Source organism: Streptomyces sp. NPDC079020, assembly GCF_044542225.1.
In the GTDB taxonomy this organism is placed as follows: domain Bacteria; phylum Actinomycetota; class Actinomycetes; order Streptomycetales; family Streptomycetaceae; genus Streptomyces.
On record NZ_JBITUB010000002.1, the window covers coordinates 200,719 to 225,658 of the forward strand.

Annotated in this window: 20 protein-coding genes; 13 read left to right on the top strand and 7 right to left on the bottom strand. The window is 72.6% G+C overall.

All coding sequences use genetic code 11. The features are described from left to right. Positions 1-194: 194 nt before the first annotated feature. The 4 genes from ACIGJO_RS04875 (at position 195) to ACIGJO_RS04890 (ending at position 2,882) form a co-directional block, all read left to right on the top strand. Positions 195-827, top strand: coding sequence for an AIM24 family protein (locus tag ACIGJO_RS04875; RefSeq protein WP_399953197.1), 633 nt, complete (start codon positions 195-197; stop codon positions 825-827). Continuing rightward, positions 827-1,477, top strand: a complete 651-nt coding sequence (locus tag ACIGJO_RS04880; RefSeq protein WP_399952161.1) for an AIM24 family protein — start codon at positions 827-829, stop codon at positions 1,475-1,477. Before ACIGJO_RS04875 ends, ACIGJO_RS04880 begins: the two co-directional genes overlap by 1 nt. Further along, positions 1,474-2,256: an AIM24 family protein gene (locus ACIGJO_RS04885; protein ID WP_399952163.1), complete on the top strand. Its 783-nt coding sequence runs from the start codon at positions 1,474-1,476 to the stop codon at positions 2,254-2,256. The genes ACIGJO_RS04880 and ACIGJO_RS04885 overlap by 4 nt, the downstream gene beginning before the upstream one ends. Before the next feature lie 149 nt (positions 2,257-2,405). Continuing rightward, complete coding sequence (locus ACIGJO_RS04890; RefSeq protein ID WP_266923942.1) at positions 2,406-2,882, top strand: MarR family winged helix-turn-helix transcriptional regulator; 477 nt, start codon at positions 2,406-2,408, stop codon at positions 2,880-2,882. A 147-nt stretch (positions 2,883-3,029) separates the two neighbouring features. On the opposite strand, the gene ACIGJO_RS04895 is transcribed toward ACIGJO_RS04890, so the two are convergent. Both ACIGJO_RS04895 and ACIGJO_RS04900 read right to left on the bottom strand, forming a co-directional pair. Next, a complete protein-coding gene (locus tag ACIGJO_RS04895; RefSeq protein ID WP_399952166.1) occupies positions 3,030-4,490 on the bottom strand; it encodes an ATP-binding protein in 1,461 nt (486 codons plus the stop codon). After that, complete coding sequence (locus ACIGJO_RS04900; protein WP_399952169.1) at positions 4,487-5,149, bottom strand: response regulator transcription factor; 663 nt, start codon at positions 5,147-5,149, stop codon at positions 4,487-4,489. The genes ACIGJO_RS04895 and ACIGJO_RS04900 overlap by 4 nt, the downstream gene beginning before the upstream one ends. 117 nt (positions 5,150-5,266) lie before the next feature. Here ACIGJO_RS04900 and ACIGJO_RS04905 point away from each other — a divergent pair, with 117 nt between their 5' ends. Further along, positions 5,267-5,947, top strand: a complete 681-nt coding sequence (locus ACIGJO_RS04905) for a PepSY domain-containing protein (protein ID WP_399952172.1) — start codon at positions 5,267-5,269, stop codon at positions 5,945-5,947. Positions 5,948-5,987: 40 nt separating this feature from the next. Here the strand turns inward: ACIGJO_RS04905 and ACIGJO_RS04910 are convergent, their stop codons facing one another. From ACIGJO_RS04910 to ACIGJO_RS04925, 4 genes are all read right to left on the bottom strand, one after another. Then, the gene (locus ACIGJO_RS04910; protein ID WP_399952175.1) at positions 5,988-8,261 is read right to left on the bottom strand and encodes a protein kinase; all 2,274 of its coding nucleotides are present in this window, start codon (positions 8,259-8,261) and stop codon (positions 5,988-5,990) included. After that, positions 8,258-10,783 (bottom strand): PQQ-binding-like beta-propeller repeat protein, encoded by a 2,526-nt coding sequence (locus ACIGJO_RS04915; protein ID WP_399952177.1) that lies wholly within the window; start codon positions 10,781-10,783, stop codon positions 8,258-8,260. The genes ACIGJO_RS04910 and ACIGJO_RS04915 overlap by 4 nt, the downstream gene beginning before the upstream one ends. A 227-nt stretch (positions 10,784-11,010) precedes the next feature. After that, positions 11,011-11,970 carry a methylmalonyl Co-A mutase-associated GTPase MeaB gene (gene meaB, locus ACIGJO_RS04920; protein WP_399952179.1) on the bottom strand — a complete coding sequence of 320 codons (960 nt, stop codon included), beginning with the start codon at positions 11,968-11,970 and terminating at the stop codon, positions 11,011-11,013. Positions 11,971-12,047: 77 nt separating this feature from the next. Then, positions 12,048-13,250 carry an acetyl-CoA C-acetyltransferase gene (locus ACIGJO_RS04925; RefSeq protein WP_399952182.1) on the bottom strand — a complete coding sequence of 401 codons (1,203 nt, stop codon included), beginning with the start codon at positions 13,248-13,250 and terminating at the stop codon, positions 12,048-12,050. A 134-nt stretch (positions 13,251-13,384) separates the two neighbouring features. Here ACIGJO_RS04925 and mce point away from each other — a divergent pair, with 134 nt between their 5' ends. From mce to ACIGJO_RS04960, 7 genes are all read left to right on the top strand, one after another. After that, entirely contained in the window at positions 13,385-13,813 is a 429-nt protein-coding gene (gene mce, locus ACIGJO_RS04930; protein ID WP_266923927.1) for a methylmalonyl-CoA epimerase, read from the top strand. 203 nt (positions 13,814-14,016) lie between these two features. Continuing rightward, entirely contained in the window at positions 14,017-17,880 is a 3,864-nt protein-coding gene (gene scy / locus ACIGJO_RS04935) for a polarized growth protein Scy (protein WP_399952186.1), read from the top strand. Positions 17,881-18,064: 184 nt separating this feature from the next. Beyond that, positions 18,065-19,003 carry a cellulose-binding protein gene (locus ACIGJO_RS04940; RefSeq protein ID WP_399952189.1) on the top strand — a complete coding sequence of 313 codons (939 nt, stop codon included), beginning with the start codon at positions 18,065-18,067 and terminating at the stop codon, positions 19,001-19,003. 86 nt (positions 19,004-19,089) lie between these two features. Continuing rightward, complete coding sequence (locus ACIGJO_RS04945) at positions 19,090-20,094, top strand: ATP-binding cassette domain-containing protein (RefSeq protein ID WP_399952192.1); 1,005 nt, start codon at positions 19,090-19,092, stop codon at positions 20,092-20,094. 5 nt (positions 20,095-20,099) lie between these two features. Beyond that, positions 20,100-20,879 carry an ABC transporter permease subunit gene (locus ACIGJO_RS04950; protein ID WP_399952195.1) on the top strand — a complete coding sequence of 260 codons (780 nt, stop codon included), beginning with the start codon at positions 20,100-20,102 and terminating at the stop codon, positions 20,877-20,879. 158 nt (positions 20,880-21,037) lie between these two features. After that, entirely contained in the window at positions 21,038-22,267 is a 1,230-nt protein-coding gene (locus tag ACIGJO_RS04955; RefSeq protein WP_399952197.1) for an ATP-binding cassette domain-containing protein, read from the top strand. Further along, the gene (locus ACIGJO_RS04960) at positions 22,264-23,121 is read left to right on the top strand and encodes an ABC transporter permease subunit (RefSeq protein WP_399952200.1); all 858 of its coding nucleotides are present in this window, start codon (positions 22,264-22,266) and stop codon (positions 23,119-23,121) included. The genes ACIGJO_RS04955 and ACIGJO_RS04960 overlap by 4 nt, the downstream gene beginning before the upstream one ends. 61 nt (positions 23,122-23,182) lie before the next feature. Here ACIGJO_RS04960 and ACIGJO_RS04965 read toward each other — a convergent pair whose 3' ends face one another. After that, on the bottom strand, positions 23,183-23,512 hold the full coding sequence (locus tag ACIGJO_RS04965; protein ID WP_399952203.1) for an ATP/GTP-binding protein: 330 nt from the start codon (positions 23,510-23,512) through the stop codon (positions 23,183-23,185). A 252-nt stretch (positions 23,513-23,764) separates the two neighbouring features. Here ACIGJO_RS04965 and ACIGJO_RS04970 point away from each other — a divergent pair, with 252 nt between their 5' ends. After that, entirely contained in the window at positions 23,765-24,805 is a 1,041-nt protein-coding gene (locus ACIGJO_RS04970) for an LLM class flavin-dependent oxidoreductase (RefSeq protein ID WP_399952206.1), read from the top strand. The last annotated feature ends 135 nt before the right edge of the window (positions 24,806-24,940 follow it).

Genomic DNA, 24,940 nt, shown 5'->3' on the forward strand with positions numbered 1-24,940 from the left:
GCAGGCACAAGCGTTGCCCATTGTGGCATCGCCGCCCCGCGTTCCCGGCCCCGGGGGCCCGTCCGTGTGCCAGGTCACCCGCCGCCCCGCGTCCGGATCACCCGTCGCCGCACATCAGGGTCCTTTCAGGGGCGGTTCGCGATCCGGGGCACTGGTCCGTCCGCCGCCCCTGCGGCTACCTTCGGACCGTGGCAATGTTCCGGCTCCAGGGGAGCAAGACGCTCGCCGTCGATCTGACGGGCGATGCCGTCAAGGCGAAGAACGGCTCGATGGTCGCGTACGACGGCCGGATGGCGTTCAAGAAGATGTCCGGCGGCGGTGAGGGCGTCCGGGGCATGGTCACCCGGCGGCTGACCGGCGAGCAGATGACCGTGATGGAGGTGAAGGGGCAGGGCACCTGCTACTTCGCCGACCGGGCGAGCGAGATCAGCCTGGTCTCGCTGCACGGCGACAAGCTGTACGTCGAGGCGAGCAATCTGCTCGCCACCGATGCCGGACTGCGCACCGGGACCACCTTCACCGGGCTGCGCGGCGGGGCGAGCGGCACCGGACTGTTCACCACCACGGTGGAGGGCACCGGCCAGGCGGCGATCGTGTCGGACGGCTCGGCCGTCCTGCTGCGGGTGACACCGCAGTACCCGCTCATGGTCGACCCGGGCGCCTACATCGCCCATCAGGGCAGCCTCCAGCAGCACCTCCAGTCCGGGGTGAACTTCCGCACGCTGATGGGCGAGGGCTCCGGCGAGGCGTTCCAGATCCGCTTCGAGGGCGACGGACTCGTCTACGTACAGCCGAGCGAGCGGAACACCGTCGGGGGCGATGTCTGATGCCGTTCCGTGAGATCAACTCGAAGATGGTCGAGGCCACGGTGGTTCCCGGCCGGAAGCTGTACAGCCAGCGGGGCGCGATGCTCGCCTACCGGGGCGAGGTCTCGTTCACCCCGAACCTCCAGGGCGGCCGCGGCGGGATCTCCTCGATGATCGGCCGCCGGGTGGCCGGCGAGGCGACCCCCCTGATGACGGTCGAGGGCAACGGCACCGTGATGTTCGGCCACGGCGGCCATCACATCCAGGTGATCAGCCTGGAGGGGGACACCCTGTACGTGGAGGCCGACCGGCTGCTCGCCTTCGACGGCACCCTCGACCAGGGCACGATGTTCATGGGTTCGCAGGGCGGGGTGATGGGCATGGTGCGCGGCCAGGTCACCGGGCAGGGGCTGTTCACCACCACGCTGAAGGGACACGGCGCGGTCGCGGTGATGGCGCACGGCGGGGTGATCGAGCTGCCGATCGTGCCGGGCCGGGAGGTGCATGTGGATCCACAGGCCTACGTCGCCCACCACGGGGACGTGCGGAACAAGCTCTCCACCGCGCTCGGCTGGCGCGACATGGTGGGGCGCGGCTCCGGCGAGGCGTTCCAGCTGGAGCTCAGCGGCAGTGGCGCGGTGTACGTCCAGGCGTCGGAGGAGAAACTGTGAGCACGCCCGTGGTCCTCGACCCGATGACGCTGCCGTCGGACGACAACGTCAACGCGTACACCTTCTGTGTGGAACTCAAAGGGAGTCAGTGGTTCCTCCAGAAGGGGAAGATGATCGCCTACTACGGGCGGATCGAGTTCAACGGAATCGGGCACGGCCGCTTCGAGCGGCTGATCCGTACGAGCTTCCACTCCCCCCTGCACGCGAGCGACTGGGTGGTGGCCGAGGGCAGCGGGAAGATGCTGCTCGCGGACCGGGCCTTCGATGTGAACTCCTACGACCTGGAGAACGGCAACCTGACGATCCGCTCCGGCAATCTGCTGGCCTACCAGCCGACGCTGGCGCTGAAGCAGTCGATCGTGCCGGGCTTCGTGACCCTGATCGGTACGGGGAAGTTCGTGGCGGCGTCCAACGGCCCGGTGGTCTTCATGGAGCCGCCGCTGCGGGTCGATCCGCAGGCACTGGTGGGCTGGGCCGACTGCCCCTCGCCCTGCCACCACTACGACCACGGCTATATGTCGGGGATCATGGGCGGGCTGCGGTCACTGACCGGAATCGGCGGCGCGTCGGGCGAGGAGCACCAGTTCGAGTTCGTCGGGGCGGGCACGGTACTGCTCCAGTCGACCGAGGCGCTGATGCCCGAGCGGGCCGTGGGGGCGGCTCCGCAGCAGGCGGGGGTGCCCGGTGGCGCGGGTGGTCCGGGTGGCTCCGGTCAACCCGGGTCCACCCCCCGTCTGCCCGGCCAGCTGGGGGACCTCCAGCGGCGCTTCGGTTTGTGAGCGGTAGTCTGCGGAGTGTGACGTCGAACGACTGCGACCGGCGCCCGGACACGGCCTCCGGGTACGGTCCCGGCCCTGATGCCCGGCGGTGCCGGGCATCACATCCCTTATTTTCGTCCGGCTTTCAACTTCTTAGGTAGAATCCATATATGGAGACCGAGACGGCCACGCGCTGGCTGAACGACGCGGAGCAGTGCGCCTGGCGCACTCACCTGGACGTCAGCAGGCTGCTGATGCATCAGCTGGAGAAGGATCTCCAGCCGTTCGGCCTGACCAACAACGATTACGAGATCCTGGTCAATCTCTCCGAGTCGGAGGACCAGCGCATGCGGATGAGTGATCTCGCCGCGGCCACGCTGCAGTCCAAGAGCCGGCTCTCGCACCAGATCACCCGCATGGAAACCGCGGGTCTGGTCCGCCGCACGAACTGCGAGTCGGACCGCCGCGGGCTGTACGCCGTACTGACCGCGCTCGGCGCCGAGACCATGCAGAAGGTCGCGCCGCACCATGTGGCCTCGGTGCGCAAGCACTTCATGGACCTGCTGTCCCCCGAGGCCCTGGCGGACCTCCACGCGGCGCTGGCACCGGTCGCGGAGCATCTGCGCGGACGGCGCGGAAAGGCGTAGCACCCGGACGGGGCGGGGCGGCGGGGCAGGGCGGCATACGCACCGTCGCCGCGGGGGACCTCGCCGCGGGGCACCTCGTCGCGGGGCACCTCGTCGCGGGGACCTCTCCGCGCGACCTCGTCACGGGTCCCGCCGCAGGGGACCACGTCACGAACCAGCGGCGGGCAGCCGCAGCCGGAAGAGCGCGCCGCCCTCCGCCGCCCGGTGCACCGTCAGTGTTCCGCCGTGGCGGGCCGCGACGTCCCGGGCGATGGCGAGGCCGAGACCCGCCCCGCCGTCGTCCCTGCTGCGGGCGTCGTCGAGACGCACGAACCGCTCGAAGATCCGCTCCCGCTCGTCCTCCGGGACACCCGCCCCGTCGTCACGCACCTCGACGCTCACCCCGCCACCCGCACCCGCGCCGGCACCGCTCACCGAGACGGCGACCAGCCCCTGTGCGTGGCGCTCGGCGTTGTCCAGCAGGTTGCCGATCACCCGCGCCAGCTGACCGCGCGAACCGATCACCCCGTACGCGCCCTCCTCCGGCACCGAGACCGTCACCGGGATCCGGTCGCCGACGCGCTGGGAGACCTCCTCGCGCACCAGCGCGCCCAGGTCCAGCGGTGTGCGCCCCGGCTTCTCCCCCGCGTCCAGCCGGGCCAGCAGCAGCAGATCCGCCGCCAGGACCTGGAGCCGTACGGTGTCCGCGACCGCGCCCGGCACATCCAGCAGCTCCGGGTGGGCGGCGCCCACCTCCAGCTGGGTGCGCAGCGAGGCGATCGGGCTGCGCAGCTCGTGCGAGGCGTCCGCGACGAAGCGCCGCTGCCGGTCCACGGACGTCTCCAGCACGGTCAGGGTCTCGTTGGTCGTCCGGGCCAGCCGGGCGATCTCGTCGCGGGAGTCGGGCTCCGGCACCCGGCGGCCGAGGTCCTCGGACGCGGTGATCGCGGCCAGCTCCCGGCGGATGCCCTCGACCGGCCGCAGCGCCCTGCGGGTCACCAGCCAGGTCACCCCGGCGACGACGACCAGCAGCACGGGCAGGCCCGTCAGCATGGCGCCGCGCACGGTGCCCACGGCCTCCTGTTCGGTCGCGAGCGGGGCGCCCGCGTGCACGGTCAGGGTCACCCCGGCGGAGGTGGTCGCCTCGACGGCGGCGAAGCGGTAGTCGGCGGCGTGGCCGTCGACGGTGGCGGTGCCGTTGCTGAAGTCGGGGTCGTCGGAGGACACCTCGCCGCGGGCCGGGCGGCCGCTGTCGTCGTCCCCGTCCTCGCCGCCGTCATCGTCGTCGTCATCGCCGGAAGTGCCGGCCGGGCCCGAGGGTGCCGGGCGGACGACGTCGGTGCCCGTCCCCGAGATCGCCTCCAGGTCCTTGGAGACGGCCACCACCCGGCCGTCCTCGTCGGTCACCTGGACCGGGTGGTCCTCCTCGTCCTCCAGGTCCAGCGCGTCGTACGCCGTGCCGAGGGCGAGCTGCCCGGCCACCTCGCGGGCGGTCACCTCCGCCTGGAGGCCCGCCTGGTCGGTCAGGTTGGCGCGCAGCACCATGAGGACGGCGAGCCCGGCGCCGATCAGCGCGAGGGCGACGACCAGGGTGGCGCCGAGCGCGGCCCTGGCCCGTACGGATCTCACAGCGTCTCCAGCCGGTAGCCGGCGCCGCGCACCGTACGGATGGACGCGGCGCCGAGCTTGCGCCGCAGGGCGCTGATGTAGACCTCGACGATGTTCGGGTCGCCGTCGTAGGCGAAGTCCCAGACGTGCTCCAGGATGTCCGCCTTGCTCACCACCTGGCCCGCCCGCAGCGCCAGCTGCTCCAGTACGGCGAACTCCTTGGCGGTCAGCGCGATCTCGTCCTGCCCCCGGTGCACCCGCCGGGCGGCGGTGTCCATCCGCAGGGCGCCGACGGTCAGCACGGGCGAGGCGCCGCCGGTGCCCCGGCGGCGCAGCAGCGCGCGGACCCGGGCGACCAGCACGACGTAGCTGAACGGCTTGGTCAGGTAGTCGTCGGCGCCGGTGTCCAGCCCTTCCGCCTCGTCGTACTCCCCGTCCTTCGCCGTGAGCATCAGGATCGGCACATCGTGGCCCGCGGCGCGCAGGGCCGCGCAGACCCGGTAGCCGTTCATGCCGGGCAGCATGATGTCGAGGACGACGAGGTCGTACACACCTTCGGCCGCCCGGTGCAGGCCTTCGAGGCCGTCGTGCACGACATCCACGGCAAAGCCCTCGGCGGTCAGTCCCCCGGCCAGGGACACCGCGAGTCGCTTCTCGTCCTCCACGATCAACAGGCGCATGTGCACAGGGTCGCAAACCGGAGCTGAAGACGGCTTCAGGTAGCTTCAGGCTGCGTTCAGCATCGCCCCGGCAGTGTGGGTCACGTCGAACCGGCCCATCCCTCGGGGAGGAACCTCATGAAGCGCAACATCACCATCGCCGCCGTCACCGCGGCCGTGCTCATCGGCGGCGGAGCGGCCGCCACCATGGCCTTCGCGGACGACGACAACGGCCGCGGCAGCGGGAGCACGGGCACGAGCGGCGGTACGGCTCCGAAGACGATCACCACCGGGGAGGACGGCGCCCAGGCCGCGCCGCAGGACGAGCGCCGGGTCTCCCTGGACGAGGCGATCGCCGCCGCGCTGAAGAGCGTCCCCGGCACGGTGACCGAGGCCGAGCTGGACGACGACGGTGACGAGGACGACCGCGACGTCTGGGAGCTGGATGTGTTCGGCGCCGACAAGGTCTGGCACGACGTGACCGTCGACGCCCGCAACAGCACGGTGCTCACCGACCGCGACGACGACAACGACGACCGCGACCGGCACGCGCCCCGGTCGGCCTCCGTCCCGCTGGACTCCGCGGTCCAGTCCGCGCTGAGGACCGCGCCGGGCAGCGTGACCTCCGTCGAGCTGGACGACGACGATGACGACAACGGCCGGGGCGGGGTCCTGCGCTGGGACATCGACATCACCGGCAAGGACGGCAGGCACCACGAGCTGCACGTCGACGCGAAGAGCGGCAAGGTCACGGTGGACCGGGACGACGACGGCGACGACGGCCGCGGGGACGACAGGGACGACCGCGACGACAGCTGACCGGACGCCCGGAACGCCCCGGACCCCGGCCGTCCGGGGTTCAGGGCGTGAAGCCGGACAGGACCGTCCCGTCGTTGTCGAAGGACAGGTACAGCACGTCCCCCGAGGCGATGAGGCGGGAACCGTCACCGCGCGGGCCGTTCAGGACCTTGCGCTGCGCCGTCCCGATGCTGCCGCTGCCCGCCAGCTCGAAGCCGTCCACCACATACCCGTCGGTGACGAGGGCCGTGTCGCCCGAGACCGACGTACGGCCCGCGAGCGCCATGTCGGAGACGTGCTGCCAGAGCTCCTCGCCGTCGGAGAGGCGGAACGCACGCGTCTCCCCCGGCGCGGAGACCACGACCGTGCCGTCCCGGGAGACGGCGGGTTTGTACACGTCGGTCATCGACGGGGCCAGGGTCCTGCGCCGGGCGGGAGCGGCCATGTCGATCACGGTGATGCCGTCCTCGCCCGGACAGAGCAGCTCGGCCTTCCGCAGCACGGCTTCACCGCACGGGAGATCGCCCTGGACGACCCCCGGCCGCCGCTCGCCGGTGTCCGCGTCGAAGACCTCGATGTCCGACCCGACCGCCACCACCCGTCCCTCGGCGGCCAGCAGGGTGAACTGGAAATCGTGGTACTCCACGCTCCACTTCTCCGGCCGTTCCGTGCCCGTCACCTGCTGCGCGACCAGCCGGCCCGTGGAGCCGCCCCGGATCTGCGAGACATAGTGGACCACCCCGTCCGCGTACACGGACCCGGTGCCCAGGTAGCCCTTCCGCATCGGTCTGCGCCACACCTCCCTGCCGTCGGTGAGACGGAGGCCGACCAGCGCCTCCGGCAGGAAGGCGTACACCGTGCCGTCGGCGACCGCCGCGATCGAGCGGCCGGCCGTGCCCGCCACCACCGGGGTCTTCTCAGGGACGTTCCACCGCTGGGCACCGGTCGCCGCGTCCAGCGCGGTCACCCCGCGCTCACCGGAACAGACCAGCGTGGCCCCGGACAGCGCACAGCCGTACTCGCCGGTGCCCTTCCGCGCGGTCCACGGCTTCCAGCCCGCGGGCCGGACCGCGCGGTCGGCGCCCCGCTCCCCGAAGTCGTCGGTCCGGCCCGCGTCCGCGCCCGGCACGACCGTGGCGGAGTCCGGCCGGGCGGACGGCGAGGCGGCGGACGCCCCGGGCCGGCCGCCGCCACCGGCTCCGTTCCCCTTCTTCCCGCCGTCCAGCAGCCCCGGCAGCAGGACGGCACCGAGCACCGCGCACAGCGTCACGGCGACGACGGCCACCGCGGTCCACAGCCCGCGCCGCCGGGGCCGCGCCGCATCGGCGGGGACGGACGGCGCGAGTGGCGCGGGCGGCAGGACAACGGGCGCTACGGGGACGGGCGTCGCGGCGGGCGGGGGCTCCGCGGCGGCCGAGCGCGCGCACTCGCGCGCCTCCGCCGCGTGCGCGGCGAACGTCCCGCGCACCGCGTCGTGCCACGGGAACGGGTCCGGGTACTCCCCCGGCCGCAGCAGCCACGCCAGCTCCTGCGGGGTCGGCCGGTCCTCGGCCCGCGGGCTCAGGCAGCGTTCGATCACCGGGCGCAACCGCTCCGGCACACCGCCGAGTTCGGGCTCCCCATGGGCGATGCGGAAGATGACGGCGGCCACGTCCGGGTCGTCGTACGGGCCGCGCCCCGACGCGGCGTACGCGAGCACGGCGCCCAGGCAGAACACGTCCGAGGCCGGCACCAGCGCCTGCGAACCGTTGACGTGCTCGGGCGAGATGTAGCCGGGAGTGCCGACCACCACACCGGTCCGGGTCAGCTGCGTGGCCTCGAAGGCCTGCGCGATCCCGAAGTCGATGACCTTGGGCCCGTCGGCGGCGAGCAGCACATTGCCGGGCTTCAGGTCGCGGTGCAGCACCCGTACCCCGTGCATGTCGGCCAGTGCGCGGGCCAGACCCGAACCCACCGCGCGTACCACCGGTTCGGGCAGCGGCCCGGTACGGAAGACGGCCTCGGCGAGCGAGGGGCCGGGGACGTACTCGGTGGCGAGCCAGGGCAGCGCCCCGGTCGCGTCCCCGCCGACCAGCGCGGCCGAGTGCGGGCTGCGGACGGCGCCGGCGGCCGCGATCTCCCGGCGGAAGCGGACCCGGAACCCGTCGTCGAGGTCGAGCCCTTCGCGCACGGTCTTCAGCGCGACGAGCCCGGCGAGCGGATCGTCACCCGGCGCGGTCGCCTGTGTGCCGGGCCGGGCGAGGAACACCTCGCCCATCCCGCCCGCGCCGAGCAGGCCGAGCAGCCGGTACGGGCCGACCCGGGTACGTGCGCCGGGGGCGAGCGGTTCGATCACGACGCGGCCGGTCCCGGCAGCGGGACGGACAGGGCGGTGCCCTGGTCGTACAGGACGTACACGGCACCGCCGACCGGCAGGATCTCCGGGGGCAGCAGCTCCTGGTCGAACTGGACGCCCCAGTCGAGCTCGTCGTACTCGGGCGGGACCGAGGGGCCGGGTGCGCCCTTGAGCGGGGTCCTGCGCGGCTTGCCCGGCGTGGAGGCGCCGTTCAGCGGGACGCTGTAGAGCGTGGTGGTGTCCGCCCAGACGAGGGTGCCGGCGACGATCACCGGGGTGGAGACCGGATTACGCCGGCCGTTGCCCGCGTCCTTGTCCAGGGGGTAGCGGCCGAGCGGGGTGCCGCCGTCGCGCGGGGCCACGACGATCTCCGGCGCGGTCCCGTCGTCCTCCCAGGGCACGCTGCCGCGCAGCAGGACCATGACGTCGTCGTCGACAGCCCCCAGCCGGGCGTCGGTGACCAGTCCGGGCGTGACGGGAACCTCTCCGGTCAGTTTGAGCGAGGGTGCCCGGAGCCGGTACGCCGCGATGCCCTCCTCGTCCATGGTGTGGGTGTAGACCGAGCAGTAGACGAGCGGCGGCCGCACGAGCGCGTCCCGGCACCGGGACGCGTTCTCGTCGGTGGCCCGGCCCAGTTCCTCGCCGTCCTTCGTCCGCAGCGCACGCACCCCGCCCTGGCCGAGGATGTAGAGCACCCCGTCCTCGGTGGCCAGCGGCCAGTAGTCGTACCACTCCGCCTTGGAGATGTCGTCGCCGACGAGGGGCTTGCGCCACTTCTCCTCGCCGGTACGGATGTCGAAGGCGGCGACCTGCGCGCCGTACGGGGTGTCGCCGATGTCGGCGAACACCAGCCCGTCCGCCACCACCGGAGTGCTGTCCAGCCAGTACGCCCCACCGGCCCGGCTCTCCCAACGGGTCTCGCCCGTACGGGAGTCCAGCGCGAGCAGCCGGTTCCCGGTGGCCAGGAAGACGGTGTCGCCGTGGATGGCCGGCCTCGTGGAGCCGCCGGGCATGAAGAACTGTCCGGTCGGGGCGACCCGGGCGCCCGGTGCGTTGCCCTCCTCCTCGGACGCGTAGTCCCACAGCTTCTTCCCGTCGGCGGCCGACAGCGCCTCGTACGATCCGTCGGTGCGGCGGCAGACCACGGCGTGGCGGCCCGCCGCGCAGCCCAGCGGGGCGGCGGAGAGCTTGCTCCGCCACGGCTTCCAGCCGGTGGGGCGGACCTCACGGCCGTAGGGGACGGTGCCGGAGCCGTCGGGACCGCCCTGGGCGTCGATCCCGGCGAGCACCTGGGCGGGTCCGCCTCCGGAGCCCTCCGGTCCGCCGCTCCCGCCCGGCTCCCCGTCGCGCAGCGCCAGCAGCCCGCCGGTGACGGCGCCGGCCAGGACCAGTGCGACGACCGCGGCGCGCGCGTACCGGCCCCAGGAGGGCAGCGGGGTCCGGGAGGCGGCCGGGCCGGGGGGCTGCCGCGGGTCCTGGTCCTGGTCCGCGCTCCGGTCCCGGGGCAGTCCCGGTCCCTGGGTGGGCAGTTGATCGGCGGGCGTCCTGCTGCCGGTGGCGGCCCGCGTCGGTGTGTACGGCGGGAGCAGGGGCCCGTCCAGCGCCCGGAGCCCGGCCAGTTCGCGTTGGTACTCGGCGATGTGCTCCGCCACCGGTCCGGGCCAGCCCACGGCCGCGTCCGGGGCGAGGCGCGCGGCGAGCCGGGCGGCGGTGGGGCGGTCCTCCGGCCCGGCGACGAGACAGTCCGCGAGCACGCCGCGCAGGGCGGGCGGTACGCCGTCGAGGTCGGCCTCGACGTACTTGATCCGGTAGAGCACCGCGGCCACGGGCCCGTCACCGAAGGGATCGCGTCCGGTGGCGGCGTAGCAGAGCACGGAGGCGAGGCAGAAGATGTCGGACGCGAACGTGACGCGTCCGCCGCCGGCGACATGTTCCGGAGACATGAAGGCGGGGCTGCCGACCATGCGGCTGGTGGTGGTGAGCGCCGTGGCGCCGGTGTCCCGGGCGATCCCGAAGTCGATGAGCCGCGGACCGTCCGCCGCGAGCATCACATTGCCCGGCTTCACATCGCGGTGCACCACGCCCGCCGCGTGCACGGCCGCCAGCGCGCGGGCGAGCCCGGCGCCGAGCATCCGCACCTCTTCCTCGCCGAGCGCCCCCGCGCGGCGCACCGCGGCCGACAGGGTCGGGCCCGCCACATAGCCGGTGGCCAGCCAGGGCACCTCCGCGTCGGCGTCGCCGTCGAGCAGCGGGGCGAGATGGGGGCCGGTGACGGAGCGGGCGAGGGTGATCTCGCGGCGGAAGCGGGTACGGAAGCCGGGGTCACCGGCCACGTCGCGGCGGACGGTCTTGACGGCGACGGGTTCGGCACCGCCCGGCGCGTCCGTCCCGCGGGCTGCTTCGCCGGTCTCCTCGTCGCGTACCCCGAGATAGACCTCGCCCATGCCTCCCGCGCCGAGTCTGGCCCGTATCGCGTACGGCCCGATCCGTCTCGGCGAGTCCTCCCGCAGCGGCCCCGGCATGCGTCGCTTCCCCCCTGGTGCGCACGGCTGGCGCTCGCGGCCCCGCGCGCGTCCCGTGGCATCCTGCCACGCGCGCCGTCCGACCGGCAGGCTTCCCCGCCACGGCGAACGGCACGCCCCGCCCCGGGACTGACGGCCCGTCAATCACGTTTCACCGTTGCCGGTCCGGACGGGGGCGGGCCGCCCGGCGGTTCCCGGGGCGGTCCGCACGCCGCCCCGGGGAGCCGTCAGGACGCGCCGGTGAGTCCCGCCACCAGTTCGTCGGCCGCCGCGTACGGGTCGAGGCGGCCCGCCACGATCCTGTCCGCGAGGGCGTCCAGGCGCCGGTCGCCGTGCAGGTCGGCGATCCGTTCGCGCAGGGCGGTGACGGCGATGGTCTCGACCTCGCGGGCCGCCCGCGCGGTGCGCCGCGCGGTCAGTACGCCGTGTTCGTCCATCCATGCCCGGTGCTTCTCCAGGGCCTCGACGACCTCGTCGATGCCCTCGCCGCGGGCGGCGACCGTCTTGATGATCGGCGGCCGCCAGTCGCCGGGGCCCCGCGCCTCCCCGAGGCCCAGCATGTGGTTGAGCTCGCGGGCGGTGGCGTCCGCCCCGTCCCGGTCGGCCTTGTTGACGACGTACACATCACCGATCTCCAGGATTCCGGCCTTCGCCGCCTGGATGCCGTCGCCCATGCCCGGGGCGAGGAGCACGACCGAGGTGTCGGCCTGGGAGGCGATCTCCACCTCCGACTGGCCCACGCCCACCGTCTCGACGAGGATCACGTCGCAGCCCGCCGCGTCCAGCACCCGGATCGCCTGCGGTGCCGACCAGGCCAGGCCGCCCAGGTGGCCGCGGGTGGCCATGGAGCGGATGTAGACGCCCGGGTCGGAGGCGTGGTCCGACATCCGGACCCGGTCGCCCAGGAGCGCGCCCCCGGAGAACGGCGAGGACGGGTCGACGGCCAGTACCCCCACCCGCTTGCCCGCCCGGCGGTAGGCGGAGACCAGCGCCGAGGTCGAGGTGGACTTGCCCACGCCCGGCGAACCGGTGAGCCCGACGACGTAGGCCCGGCCCGCGAGCGGGGCCAGCGCCGCCATCACCTCCCGAAGCTGCGGCGACGCCCCCTCCACCAGCGAGATCAGCCGGGCCACCGCCCGCGGCCTGCCCTGGCGCGCCTGCTCGACCAGGGTGGGGACGTCCACCATCACCGCTCCGTTCACTTCGTTCTCGGGGTTAGGAGTGTTCCTTGCCGGAAGGCGTCCCCATCGGGATACGCCGGGATCTACCGGGGAACGCGGATGATCAGCGCGTCGCCCTGACCGCCGCCGCCGCACAGCGCCGCCGCGCCGGTGCCGCCGCCGCGCCGCTTCAGCTCCAGGGCCAGGTGCAGCACCACGCGGGCGCCGGACATCCCGATGGGGTGACCGAGCGCGATGGCGCCGCCGTTGACGTTGACCTTGTCCGAGGTGACCCCGAGGTCCTTCATCGACTGGACGGCGACGGCCGCGAACGCCTCGTTGATCTCGATCAGGTCGAGGTCCTCGACGGTCAGGCCGTCCTTCTTCAGCGCGTGCCGGATGGCGTTGGAGGGCTGCGACTGGAGCGAGTTGTCCGGGCCCGCCACATTGCCGTGGGCGCCGATCTCGGCGATCCAGTCCAGGCCCAGCTCCTCGGCCTTGGCCCGGCTCATGACGACGACCGCGGCGGCGCCGTCGGAGATCTGCGAGGAGGTGCCCGCGGTGATGGTGCCGTCCTTGGCGAAGGCGGGGCGCAGCCGGGCGAGGGACTCGACGGTCGTCTCGGCGCGGATGCCCTCGTCCTTGGCGAACAGGACGGGGTCGCCCTTGCGCTGCGGGATCTCGACGGGGGTGATCTCGGCCTCGAAGATGCCGTTCTTCTGGGCGGCGGCGGCCCGCTGGTGGGACTGGGCGCCGATCTCGTCCTGGGCGACACGGTCCAGGCCGAGGCGGGTGTTGTGCTTCTCGGTGGACTCGCCCATCGGGATGTTCTCGTAGGCGTCGGTCAGACCGTCGTACGCCATGGAGTCGAGCATCTCGATCGCGCCGTACTTGTAGCCCTCGCGGGACTTCGGCAGCAGGTGCGGGGCGTTGGTCATCGACTCCTGGCCGCCGGCGACGACGACGTCGAACTCCCCGGCGCGGATGAGCTGGTCGGCCAGCGCGATGGCGTCGAGCCCGGACAGGCACACCTTGTTGACGGTGAGCGCGGGGACGCTCATCGGGATGCCGGCCTTGACCGCGGCCTGGCGGGCCGGGATCTGCCCCGCACCGGCCTGGAGCACCTGACCCATGATCACGTACTCGACCTGGTCGCCGCCGATGCCGGCCCGGTCCAGCGCGGCCTTGATGGCGATGCCGCCGAGGTCGGCCCCGGAGAAGCTCTTCAGGGAGCCGAGGAGTCGGCCCATGGGCGTGCGGGCGCCCGCGACGATCACTGAGGTGGTGGTACCGGTCGTTCCTGACATGGGCACGGCCCCTTGGGGTTGTATGTGAACGAGGGTTTACTCGAATGTACTGAGCGGTACCCCGCCCGTCATCCGGCAACGGGTGTGATGGCGCGCACGTTGCGTAACCATGTCCGGGGCGCTGCACTGGTTCCATGCTGACGCGAATCGACCACATCGGGATCGCCTGCTTCGACCTGGACACGACGGTGGAGTTCTACCGGGCCACGTACGGGTTCGAGGTGTACCACTCCGAGATCAACGAGGAGCAGGGCGTCCGGGAGGCCATGCTCCGGATCAACGGGACCTCGGACGGCGGAGCCTCCTACCTCCAGCTGCTGGAGCCGACCCGGGAGGACTCGGCCGTGGGCAAGTGGCTGGCGAAGAACGGGGAGGGCGTCCACCACATCGCCTTCGGGACCGCGGACGTGGACCAGGACGCCGCGGACATCCGCGAGAAGGGTGTCAGGGTGCTGTACGACGAGCCCAGGACGGGGTCGATGGGGTCCCGGATCACGTTTCTGCACCCGAAGGACTGCCACGGGGTGCTCACCGAACTGGTCACGTCCCGGACGGAGCACTGACCTCCTCATACCTGGGCCGGTAGAGTGGGCGGTTCCGGGCCGGGGCCGGGTCGGGGCCGCGCCGCGTCTCCTTCGTTTGTCTGTCACCATTCCCCGGGGGACCGTTCGCCGGCGAACGGTGCTCGTTTGGAGCGTTGCGACCAGGGTTGGGGTCTCCCCTGCTCGAACGACGTTGAGAGCTCGGGGAAGGATGGGACCGCGCAGTGCGGGGCTACGAACGCCAGGAGAGCCACCGAGCTGAAGACGACCATCTCTCGCGGTTCGAAGCCGAGATGGACCGGCTGAAGACCGACCGGGAGAAGGCCGTCCAGCACGCCGAGGACCTCGGTTACCAGGTCGAGGTCTTGCGTGCCAAGCTGCACGAGGCCCGGCGCAATCTCGCGACCCGTCCCGCGTACGACAGCGCGGATCTCGGCTACCAGGCCGAGCAGATGCTCCGCAACGCCCAGGTCCAGGCGGACCAGCTGCGCAGCGACGCCGAGCGGGAGCTCCGTGACGCCCGCGCGCAGACCCAGCGGATCCTTCAGGAACACGCCGAGCACCAGGCCAGACTCCAGGCCGAGTTGCACACGGAAGCCGTCCAGCGCAGGCAGCGGCTCGACCAGGAGCTGGCCGAACGCCGCCAGACCGTCGAGTCCCACGTCAACGAGAACGTCGCCTGGGCCGAGCAGCTCCGGGCCCGCACCGAGTCCCAGGCCCGCCGTCTCCTCGACGAGTCCCGCGCCGAGGCCGAGCAGGCCCTGACGGCGGCGCGCAACGAGGCGACCCGGCTCGCCGACGAGACCCGCCGGCGCCTCGGCGCGGAGTCCGAGTCGGCCCGGTCCGAGGCCGAGACGCTCCTGCTGCGCGCCCGCAGGGAGGCCGAGCGTCTGGTGACCACGGCCTCGGCGCAGGCGCAGGAGACCGCCGGCCACGCCGAGCAGCTGCGCACCTCGACGACCGCCGAGACCGAGCAGACCAGGCAGCAGACCGCCGAGTTGAACCGGACGGCCGAACAGCGTCTCCAGGAGGCCGGGACCCAGCTGCGCGAAGCCCGGCTGGAGGCCGAGAAGATCCTCTCCGAGGCGAAGGAGGCCGCGGTCAAGCGGCTGGCCGGAGCCGAGTCGCAGAACGAGCAGCGCACCCGTACGGCCAAGTCCGAGATCGCCCGGCTGGTCGGTGAGGCCACCAAGAGCGCCGAGGCGCTCAAGGAGGAGGCCGAGCAGGCCCTCGCCGACGCCCGCGCCGAGGCCGAGCGGATGGTCGCCGAGGCGTCCGAGAAGGCGCGCACCACGGCCGCCGAGGACACCGCGGCCCAGCTCGCCAAGGCGGCCCGGACCGCCGAGGAGGTGCTGACGAAGGCGTCCGAGGACGCGAAGTCCACCACCGGAGCGGCGAGCGAGGAGGCCGACCGGATCCGCCGCGAGGCCGAGGCCGAGGCCGACCGGCTGCGCGGCGAGGCCGCCGAACAGGCCGACCAGCTCAAGGGCGCGGCCAAGGACGACACCAAGGAGTACCGGGCCAAGACGGTCGAGCTCCAGGAGGAGGCCCGCAGGCTGCGCGGCGAGGCGGAGCAGCTGCGCTCCGAGGCCGTCGCCGAGGGCGAGCGGATCCGCGGCGAGGCCCGCCGGGAGGCCGTCCAGCAGCTGGAGGAGGGTGCCCGCACCGCCGAGGAGCTGCTGACCAAGGCCAGGTCGGACGCCGATGAGCTGCGGACCTCCGCGGGCACCGAGAGCGAGCGGGTCCGCACCGAGGCGGCCGAGCGCGCCGCGACCCTGCGCAAGCAGGCCGAGGAGACGCTGGAGCGCACCCGGGCCGAGGCGGACAAGCTCCGGTCCGAGGCCGAGGAGCAGGCCGAGTCCCTCACCGCGGCGGCCGAACAGGCGGCGTCGGAGCTGCGGGCGGAGACCGGGCGCGCGGTCGCCGCCCGGCAGGCCGAGGCCGCCGAGGAGCTGGCCCGGCTGCGCACCGAGGCCGAGGCCCGGCTCGCCACCGCCGAGGAGGCGCTGAGCGAGGCCCGTACCGAGGCGGAGCGCGTCCGCCGCGAGACGAACGAGGAGTCCGAGCGGCTGCGCACCGAGGCCGCCGAGCGGCTGCGTACGCTCCAGGAGCAGGCCGAGACGGAGTCCGAGCGGCTGCGTGACGAGGCCGCGGCCGACGCCTCACAGGCCCGTGCGGAGGGCGAGAACGTCGCCGTACGGCTGCGCGGCGAGGCGGCGGCGGAGGCGGAGCGGCTCAAGTCCGAGGCGCAGGAGAGCGCCGACCGGGTGCGGGCCGAGGCCGCCGCTGCCGCGGAGCGGGTCGCCGCCGAGGCCGCCGAGGCGCTGTCGGCCGCCCAGGAGGAGGCCAACCGGCGTCGCCGGGAGGCCGAGGAGACCCTGGGAGCGGCCCGCACCGAGGCCGAGCAGGAGCGCGTCCGGGCCCGCGAGCAGAGCGAGGAACTGCTCGCCTCCGCCCGCAAGCGGGTCGAGGAGGCCCAGGCCGAGGCCCAGCGGCTCGCCGCGGAGGCGGACTCCCGGGCGACCGAGCTGGTCGCCGCGGCCGAGCAGACGGCCCAGCAGGTACGGGACTCCGTCGCCGGTCTCCAGGAGCAGGCCGAGGAGGAGATCGCCGGGCTGCGCTCCACCGCCGAGCACTCCGCGGACCGGACCAGGACCGAGGCGCAGGAGGAGGCGGACCGCGTCCGCGCGGACGCCTACGCCGAGCGCGAGCGGGCCACCGAGGACGCCAATCGCGTACGCCGGGTGGCGGCCGAGGAGTCCGAGGCCGCGAAGACGCTGGCCGAGCGTACGGTCTCCGAGGCGATCGCCGAGTCGGAGCGGCTGCGCGCCGACACCTCGGAGTACAGCCAGCGGGTCCGTACCGAGGCGTCCGACGCGCTCGCCTCCGCCGAGCAGGACGCCTCGCGCGCCCGTGCCGAGGCCCGTCAGGACGCCAACCGCATCCGTTCGGAGGCGGCGGCCCAGTCCGACCGGCTCATCGGCGAGTCGACGGCCGAGAGCGAGCGGATCCGCACCGAGGCCACCGACGCGGGCAACCAGCTCGTCGGCGAGGCCACCGCCGAGGCCGAACGGCGCCGCACGGAAGCGGCCGCCAAGGCCGACCGGCTCGTCGAGGAGGCCGCCGACGAGGCGGAACGGCTGCGCGCGGAGGCGACGGAGACCGTCGGCGCGGCGCAGGAGCACGCGGCCCGTACCCGCGAGGAGTCCGCACAGCTGCGCGCCGAGGCGGAGTCGGCGGCCGAGCAGATGCGCGCCGAGGCCCGCCAGGAGGCGGACCGGGTGCTCGACGAGGCGCGCGAGGCCGCGGCGAAGCGGCGCGCGGACGCGGCCGAGCAGGCCGACCAGCTCGTGGGCAAGGCCCAGGAGGAAGCACTCCGTTCCGCCACCGAGGCCGAGGCGCAGGCCGACACGATGGTCGGCGTGGCCCGCAAGGAGGCCGTGCGGATCACCTCCGAGGCGACGGTCGAGGGCAACACCCTGGTGGAGCGGGCGCGTACGGACGCGGACGAACTGCTGGTCGGCGCGCGGCGCGACGCCACCGCGATCCGGGACCGGGCCGAGGAGCTGCGGACCCGGCTGGAGAGCGAGATCGAGGAGCTGCACGAGCGGGCCCGCCGGGAGACCTCGGAGCAGATGAAGACCGCCGGCGAGCGCGTCGACAACCTGATGAAGGCGGCGACCGAACAGCGCGACGAGGCCGAGTCGAAGGCCAAGGAGCTGCTGGCGGACGCCGATTCGGAGGCCAGCAAGGTCCGGATCGCCGCGGTGAAGCGTGCCGAGTCGCTCCTGAAGGAGGCCGAGGCCAAGAAGTCCGAGCTGGTCCGCCAGGCCGAGAAGCTGCGCGCCGACGCCGAGTCGGAGTCGAAGCAGATGGTCGACGAGGGCCGGCGGGAGCTGGACGTGCTGGTGCGCAGGCGCGCGGACATCAATACGGAGATCTCCCGTGTGCAGGACGTACTCGAAGCGTTGGAGTCCTTCGAGGCTCCGGCAGGGGGCGGGAAGCCGGCCAACGGCGGCTCCCCGGGAGGCGCCAAGGCCACGGCGTCGGCGGGCAGCCGGTCCGGCGGCAAGTCCTCCGAGGGGTAGCCGGTCCGTCATGTCCCGTGTTTCGTCATGGACATTCAATCCTTGGAGCGGCAAGCGCTCCGGGGGTCAGCCACTCAAAAGGGGTGTCATTCTCCAGATCAAACCGGCATCTGCACGCTGACACGCCGCTTAGGCCCCTAGGATTCCCCCTATCACCTCACCGGTCTCATTCGACAGGAAACCCATGAGCGACCCTTCCTCTCCCTTCGGCTTCGAGCTCGTGCGACGTGGCTACGACCGCGGTCAGGTGGACGACCGCATCACCAAGCTCGTCGCCGACCGTGACAGTGCTCTGGCCCGAATCACCTCTCTGGAAAAGCGCATCGAGGAGCTCCACCTCGAAACGCAGAACGCCCAGGCCCAGGTCAGCGACGCCGAGCCGTCGTACGCCGGGCTCGGTGCGCGCGTCGAGAAGATTCTCCGCCTCGCCGAGGAGGAGGCGAAGGACCTGCGTGAGGAGGCCCGCCGCGCCGCCGAGCAGCACCGCGAGCTGGCCGAGTCGGCCGCCCAGCAGGTGCGCAACGACGCCGAGTCGTTCGCCGCCGAGCGCAAGGCGAAGGCCGAGGACGAGGGCGTTCGCATCGTCGAGAAGGCCAAGGGCGAGGCGACCACGCTGCGCACCGAGGCGCAGAAGGACGCCCAGTCCAAGCGCGAGGAGGCGGACGCCCTCTTCGAGGAGACCCGCGCCAAGGCGGCCCAGGCGGCGGCGGACTTCGAGACGAACCTCGCCAAGCGCCGCGAGCAGTCGGAGCGCGACCTCGCGTCCCGTCAGGCCAAGGCCGAGAAGCGTCTGGCCGAGATCGAGCACCGCGCCGAGCAGCTCCGTCTGGAGGCCGAGAAGCTCCGTACGGACGCCGAGCGCCGGGCCCGTCAGACGGTGGAGACCGCGCAGCGCCAGGCCGAGGACATCGTGGCCGACGCGAACGCCAAGGCCGACCGGATCCGCAGCGAATCGGAGCGCGAGCTGGCGGCGCTCACCAACCGCCGCGACTCGATCAACGCGCAGCTGACCAACGTCCGCGAGATGCTGGCGACGCTGACGGGTGCCGCGGTGGCCGCCGCCGGTTCCCCGGTGGACGACGAGCCTGCCACCCGTGGTGTGCCGGCTCAGCAGGGCCGCTGACCCCAGGTACGGCAGCCGCACCCCGTTGCGCGCCCGGTTCCGCCCTTGTGGTGGCGCCGGGCGCGCGGCCGTTCTAGCGTGATCGCATGATCGAGCTCGACGGACTCACCAAGCGATTCGGCGACAAGGTCGCCGTCGACCAGTTGTCCTGCCAGGTCCGACCGGGGATGGTGACCGGCTTCCTGGGCCCGAACGGGGCGGGCAAGTCCACGACGATGCGGATGATGCTCGATCTCGACAACCCCACCAGCGGATCGGTGCGCATCGACGGCAAGCACTACCGCGAGCTGGAAGAACCGCTGAAGTACATCGGAGCGCTGCTCGACGCCAAGTCGATGCACGGCGGTCGCAGCGCGTACAACAATCTGCTGTGTCTCGCGCAGAGCAATCGCATCCCCGAGAGCCGGGTCGCGGAGGTTCTCGACACGGTCGGGCTGAGCGCGGTCGCGAGGAAGAAGTCCAAGGGCTTCTCCCTCGGTATGGGCCAGCGGCTCGGTATCGCGTCCGCACTGCTCGGTGATCCCGAGATCCTGATGTTCGACGAACCCGTCAACGGTCTGGACCCGGAGGGTATTCACTGGATCCGCAATCTGATGAAGTCTCTCGCGTCCGAGGGCCGGACGATCTTCGTCTCCTCGCATCTGATGAGCGAAATGGCGTTGACCGCCGACCATTTGATCGTGATCGGCCAGGGCCGGCTGCTCGCCGACACCTCGATGGCCGACTTCATCCACGAGAACTCGCGCAGTTATGTACGGCTGCGCTCCCCGCAGCAGGAGCGCCTGCGGGACGTGCTGCACGCGGAGGGCTTCGTCGCGGTCGAGTCGGGGAACGGCACCCTGGAGATCGACGGCGCCACCAGCGAGGCACTCGGTGAGCTCGCCGCACGCCATCAGATCGTCCTGCACGAGCTGAGTTCCCAGCGGGCCTCGCTGGAGGAAGCGTTCATGCAGATGACCGCGGGCTCCGTGGAGTACCACGCGCACTCCGAACGGGACGGGGCGCCGCCGCCTCCGGTGGGTGCGGGCTGGGGCGAGCATTGGAACCAGCGGGGCGGCCAGGGCGCTTCCCGCGACGGCAGGGGGGCGTGACGACGATGGCATCGGTACCCGCGGTCCTGAATGCGGAATGGACCAAGATCCGCACGGTCTCCTCGACCACCTGGACGCTGATCTGCGCGTTCGGCGTCACGGTCGCGATGGGCGCGGCGCTCTGCGCGGTGATGAACGCCCAGTTCGACAATCTCTCCGATGTGGAGCGCGCCACCTTCGACCCGACCTTCGTCAGCTTCTCGGGCATGATCCTCGGCCAGCTCGCGATGGTCGTCTTCGGCGTGCTGGTGGTCGGCACGGAATACAGCTCCGGCATGATCCGCACCTCGCTGGCGGCGGTGCCCCAGCGCGGCACGTTCCTCTTCAGCAAGATCGCGGTGGCCGGGGTCCTGGCCCTGGCCGTCGGACTCGCGACCGGTTTCATCTCGTTCTTCCTGGGCCAGGCCCTGCTCGGCGACCACCGCACGGACATCGGCGCGGACAACGTACTGCGGGCGGTCTTCGGCGGCGGCATCTACATGGGGCTGATCGCGATCTTCTCCATGGGAGTGGCGGCGATGCTGCGCAGCTCCATGCTGTCGCTCGGCATCCTGATGCCGTTCTTCTTCCTCGTCTCGCAGATCCTGTCGGCGGTGCCGGGTGCCAAGAGTGTGGCCCGCTACTTCCCCGATCAGGCGGGCTCCAAGATCATGCAGGTGCTCCCGGACGCGATGAACAGCGATCCGGCGCCGTACGGCCCCTGGGGCGGACTCGGAATCATGATCGCGTGGGTGGTGGCGGCGGTGCTCGGCGGGTACGTGTTGCTGAAGAAACGGGACGCATAAGGACCGTCAAGAACGGCTCGGAAGCGATCCTGGAATGGCCCCTTCGGGGTCAGAACTTGGCTGGAACCGTCAAGCCCTGGTTATCCTCCTAACTCTTACGGGGGCGTGCGGCCAGGCAGCCCGTGCCCCGACGACAGATAAGTCGATGGGGCTGGAGAATGATCGAGGCAGTCGGCCTGACCAAGCGCTACGGCGCGAAGACGGCCGTGTACAACCTTTCGTTCCAGGTGCGGCCGGGGGCCGTCACCGGGTTCCTCGGTCCCAATGGGTCGGGCAAGTCCACCACCATGCGGATGATGCTCGGCCTCGACCGGCCGACCTCGGGCCGTGTGACGATCGGCGGCCACGCCTTCCGCGATCTGCCGAACGCGCCGCGCCAGGTGGGCGCGCTCCTGGACGCGAAGGCGGTGCACGGCGGGCGCAGTGCACGCAATCACCTGCTCTCGCTGGCGCAGCTGGCCGGCATCCCGGCCGCCCGGGTCGACGAGGTGCTCGGTGTCGTCGGGCTCCAGGACGTGGCCAAGCGGCGTTCCAGCGGCTTCTCGCTCGGTATGGGACAGCGGCTGGGCATCGCGGCGGCGCTCCTGGGCGACCCGCAGGTGCTGCTCTTCGACGAGCCGGTCAACGGCCTCGACCCCGAGGGCATCCTCTGGGTCCGCAATCTGATGAAGATGCTGGCCGCCGAGGGGCGCACGGTCTTCGTCTCCAGCCATCTGATGAGCGAGATGGCCCTCACCGCCGACCATCTGATCGTGATCGGGCGCGGCCAGCTGCTCGCCGACATGAGCGTCACCGACTTCATCTCCGCGAACTCCGCCGACTTCGCCCGGGTACGGGTCCCGGAGAACGTGCCCGAGCAGCGCGAGAAGCTGACCGCCACGCTCACCGAGGCGGGCGGCCAGGTCCTGCCGGAGCCGGACGGGGCCCTGCGGGTCACGGGTCTCCAGCTGCCCCGGATCAGCGATCTGGCGCATGCCTCGGACGTCCGGCTGTGGGAGCTCTCGCCGCACCAGGCCTCGCTGGAGGAGGCGTACATGCGGATGACGCAGAGCGCCGTGGACTACCGGTCGACGGTGGACGCCAAGGCGGGTCTTCAGATTCCGCTGCCGGGCCAGGGACCTCACGACGCCGTCCACGGGGCCCAGCCGGGCTACGGGGCCGGTTACGGGGCCCAGCCCGGCCCGGGGCACCCGCAGGTGCCCGAGGCGCCGCAGCAGGGCTGGTACGCCCCGCCGCCGCCCGGCCAGAACCCGTACGCGTCCGGCGCCCCGGCGGGTCCGGTGCCCGCGCCCCCGGTGCCGCCCGTGGCGCCGCCCGCACCCGCCGGGCCCGCGCCCGTATCCACCGAAGCCCCGACCGGGCCCACGACCAGCGAGGACCCCCGATGACGACGCCGGCCACCCCGCAGGCCCCCCAGCAGCAGCCGCAGGGGGTCTGGCCCGCCCCGGGCGGCGGTTACGCCTCGCCCATCCCGGTCCGGGCGCCCACCCTCGGCGACGCCATCACCTCCGAGTGGACGAAGATCCGTTCCGTGCGCTCCACCATGTGGACGCTCGGCGTGATGATCGTGCTCATGCTCGCGATCGGGCTGCTGTCCGCGTTCGCCGTCGCGGCGACCGACGCGAACCTGAGCAACGAGCCGGTGCTCAGCCTCGGCTTCTTCGGGGTGCTCCTCGGCTCCATCTGCGTGATCACCCTCGGCGTGCTGACCATCTCCTCCGAGTACGGCACCGGAATGATCCGCACGACGCTGACCGCCTGCCCGAGCCGGGGACGGGTGCTGACCGCGAAGGCGACCGTCTTCTTCCTGCTGACGTTCGTCATCACCGCGGTCATGGCCACGGTCGTCGCCGGACTCCAGACGGCGATCCTGGACGGCGCGGCCGGCTCGGGCACCGACTGGCTGCGCGCCACCGTGGGCGTGGGGCTCTACATCGCGACGCTCGGACTGCTCTCGCTGGGACTCGGCGCGATCATCCGGCACTCCGCGGGAGCCATCACGATCATGATCGCGTTGGTGCTGCTGCCGCTCGTGCTGGCGATGTTCATGTTCTCGGAGAGCCTGGCCGGCCTCCAGCGCGCCCTGTTCGAGTACTCGATCCCCAACCAGCTCGGGGCGCTCTACGGCTCCGCGATCAGCAACTCGGGACCCTCCGGCTGGGAACCGCTGTGGATCATCATGGGCGCGGCGGCCGTGGCCCTGGCCGGGGCCTTCGTCTCGCTCGACCGGCGCGACGTCTGACGCCGCGGACCGGGCCCGGCCGCGCCGGCGCCCGTGTTTCGGTGGCGAGGAGCGTGCCCGTTCAGTAGCGAGGAGCGTTCCTGGACCGCTGCACCCGTGTGGTGCGGCGGTCCTTCGCGTTCCAGCAGGCCTTGTGCCAGTGCCTGCGGTCCTCGATGCCGCCGAACTCGGGCCAGGCGACGAGGTGCGGGACCCCGGACGGGATCTCCTGGTCGCAGCCGGGGCAGCGGTACCGCTTGCCCTGCGCGCTCGCACCGCTCACCGGGCGCACCGACCACTCCTCGCCCTGCCAGCTCTCGCCGCCCCCGCCCCCGCCGTACCGCGTCCCCGGCGTGCTCGCGCTGTCGGTGGGACTCTCGCCGCCTCGGGGGCGGTTGCGGCGCGGGGACACGGGACACCTCACGGGCTGAACGGACAGGTCCGTCCAGCCTAAAGGGTGTCCCGTGATCCCCGGTGGGCGCGCGGACACCCTTGCGAGCCGTCGGCGCCGGGCAGACGCCGGGCACGGCGCGCGGCGACGTCCGGCAACGGGGTGAGTTAGCGGAAAATCGCAACAACTTCTGCGTGGACCGTGCCTTTGGCACGTGTCGGACGTTGTTGCCGACAGGGGAGAACCGCGTCGGGCCGCAAGGAGGCAATAGCGATGCGCGTGGGAACGTTCGTACTGGCAGCCCAGTTTCCGGGACAGGGGCAGGGGGAAGCCCTGCACCGGGCTGTCCGGTCCACCGAGGTCGCGGAGGAGTCCGGACTCGATTCCGTCTGGCTGGCGGAACATCATTTCGTGCCGTACGGGGTATGCCCGTCCGCCGTCACCCTGGCCGCGCTGCTGCTCGGCCGCACCCGCAGGATCCGCGTGGGCACGGCGGTGAGCGTGCTGCCCAACCACCATCCGGTGGCGCTCGGCGAACAGGCCGCCCTGCTGCACCTCACCAGCGGCGGGCGCTTCACGCTCGGAGTGGGCCGGGGCGGCCCGTGGGTGGACCTGGAGGTGTTCGGAGGCGGCCTGGAGGCGTACGAGCGGGGCTTCCCCGAATCGCTGGAGCTGCTGCTCGACTGGCTGCGGGAGCCGCGCGTGGCGGGGCGCGGGGAGCGGTTCGGCTTCCGCGAGGTGGCGGTGGTGCCCCGGGCCGACGAGCTGCCGGCCGAGGGTCCGGGGGGCTCGCCGGGGCCCGAGGTGATCGTCGCGTGCACCTCGCCGAAGAGCGTACGGCTGGCCGCGCGGAAGGCGCTTCCGATGCTGCTCGGCATGCACTGCGGCGACGAGGAGAAGACGGAGATGGTCGCCCTGTGGCGCACGGCCGCCCGGGAGGCCGGTCATCCGCCGGACGTCGTGGCGGGGACGGGCCATGTGTCCGCCGGGGTGGCCCAGATCGCCGACGATCCCGTCGATGCCACGGAGACGCTGGTGAAGGCCATGCCCGGCTGGCTGCGTCAGGGGCTCGGCGCCCATGTGACGGTCGACGACAGGCACCGCGTGATGCGGGACCCCGTCGCGTACACGGAGCTGCTCTGCGGGCTGCACCCGGTGGGTCCGCCCGGGGCGGCGGCCGACCGGCTCGCGGAGACGGCCGAACGGACCGGCATCACGCGCTTCGCGCTCCTCGTCGAGGGGTCGGGCGACCTCGCGGCGACCGAGGAGAACGTACGGCGGCTGGGCACCGAGGTGCTGCCGCTGCTGGCATGAGGGGCACATGACGGACACGAGAGTGGCATGTGCTGGTCGGTGCGGTGAGCGTTCGGTGGTGCTGAGGTGCTGGTGGGTGCTGAGAGTGCTGAGGTACTCGTGGTGCTGAGGGTCTGATGGTGCTGGTGGTGCTGG

Bases quoted from the DNA above. Each gene is read 5' to 3' on its own strand.
- ACIGJO_RS04875 (WP_399953197.1), top strand. From the start codon at position 195: ATGTTCCGGCTCCAGGGGAGCAAGACGCTCGCCGTCGATCTGACGGGC.
- ACIGJO_RS04880 (WP_399952161.1), top strand. From the start codon at position 827: ATGCCGTTCCGTGAGATCAACTCGAAGATGGTCGAGGCCACGGTGGTT.
- ACIGJO_RS04890 (WP_266923942.1), top strand. From the start codon at position 2,406: ATGGAGACCGAGACGGCCACGCGCTGGCTGAACGACGCGGAGCAGTGC.
- ACIGJO_RS04900 (WP_399952169.1), bottom strand. From the start codon at position 5,149: ATGCGCCTGTTGATCGTGGAGGACGAGAAGCGACTCGCGGTGTCCCTG.
- ACIGJO_RS04905 (WP_399952172.1), top strand. From the start codon at position 5,267: ATGAAGCGCAACATCACCATCGCCGCCGTCACCGCGGCCGTGCTCATC.
- ACIGJO_RS04915 (WP_399952177.1), bottom strand. From the start codon at position 10,783: ATGCCGGGGCCGCTGCGGGAGGACTCGCCGAGACGGATCGGGCCGTAC.
- meaB (WP_399952179.1), bottom strand. From the start codon at position 11,970: ATGGTGGACGTCCCCACCCTGGTCGAGCAGGCGCGCCAGGGCAGGCCG.
- ACIGJO_RS04925 (WP_399952182.1), bottom strand. From the start codon at position 13,250: ATGTCAGGAACGACCGGTACCACCACCTCAGTGATCGTCGCGGGCGCC.
- mce (WP_266923927.1), top strand. From the start codon at position 13,385: ATGCTGACGCGAATCGACCACATCGGGATCGCCTGCTTCGACCTGGAC.
- ACIGJO_RS04940 (WP_399952189.1), top strand. From the start codon at position 18,065: ATGAGCGACCCTTCCTCTCCCTTCGGCTTCGAGCTCGTGCGACGTGGC.
- ACIGJO_RS04945 (WP_399952192.1), top strand. From the start codon at position 19,090: ATGATCGAGCTCGACGGACTCACCAAGCGATTCGGCGACAAGGTCGCC.
- ACIGJO_RS04950 (WP_399952195.1), top strand. From the start codon at position 20,100: ATGGCATCGGTACCCGCGGTCCTGAATGCGGAATGGACCAAGATCCGC.
- ACIGJO_RS04955 (WP_399952197.1), top strand. From the start codon at position 21,038: ATGATCGAGGCAGTCGGCCTGACCAAGCGCTACGGCGCGAAGACGGCC.
- ACIGJO_RS04960 (WP_399952200.1), top strand. From the start codon at position 22,264: ATGACGACGCCGGCCACCCCGCAGGCCCCCCAGCAGCAGCCGCAGGGG.
- ACIGJO_RS04970 (WP_399952206.1), top strand. From the start codon at position 23,765: ATGCGCGTGGGAACGTTCGTACTGGCAGCCCAGTTTCCGGGACAGGGG.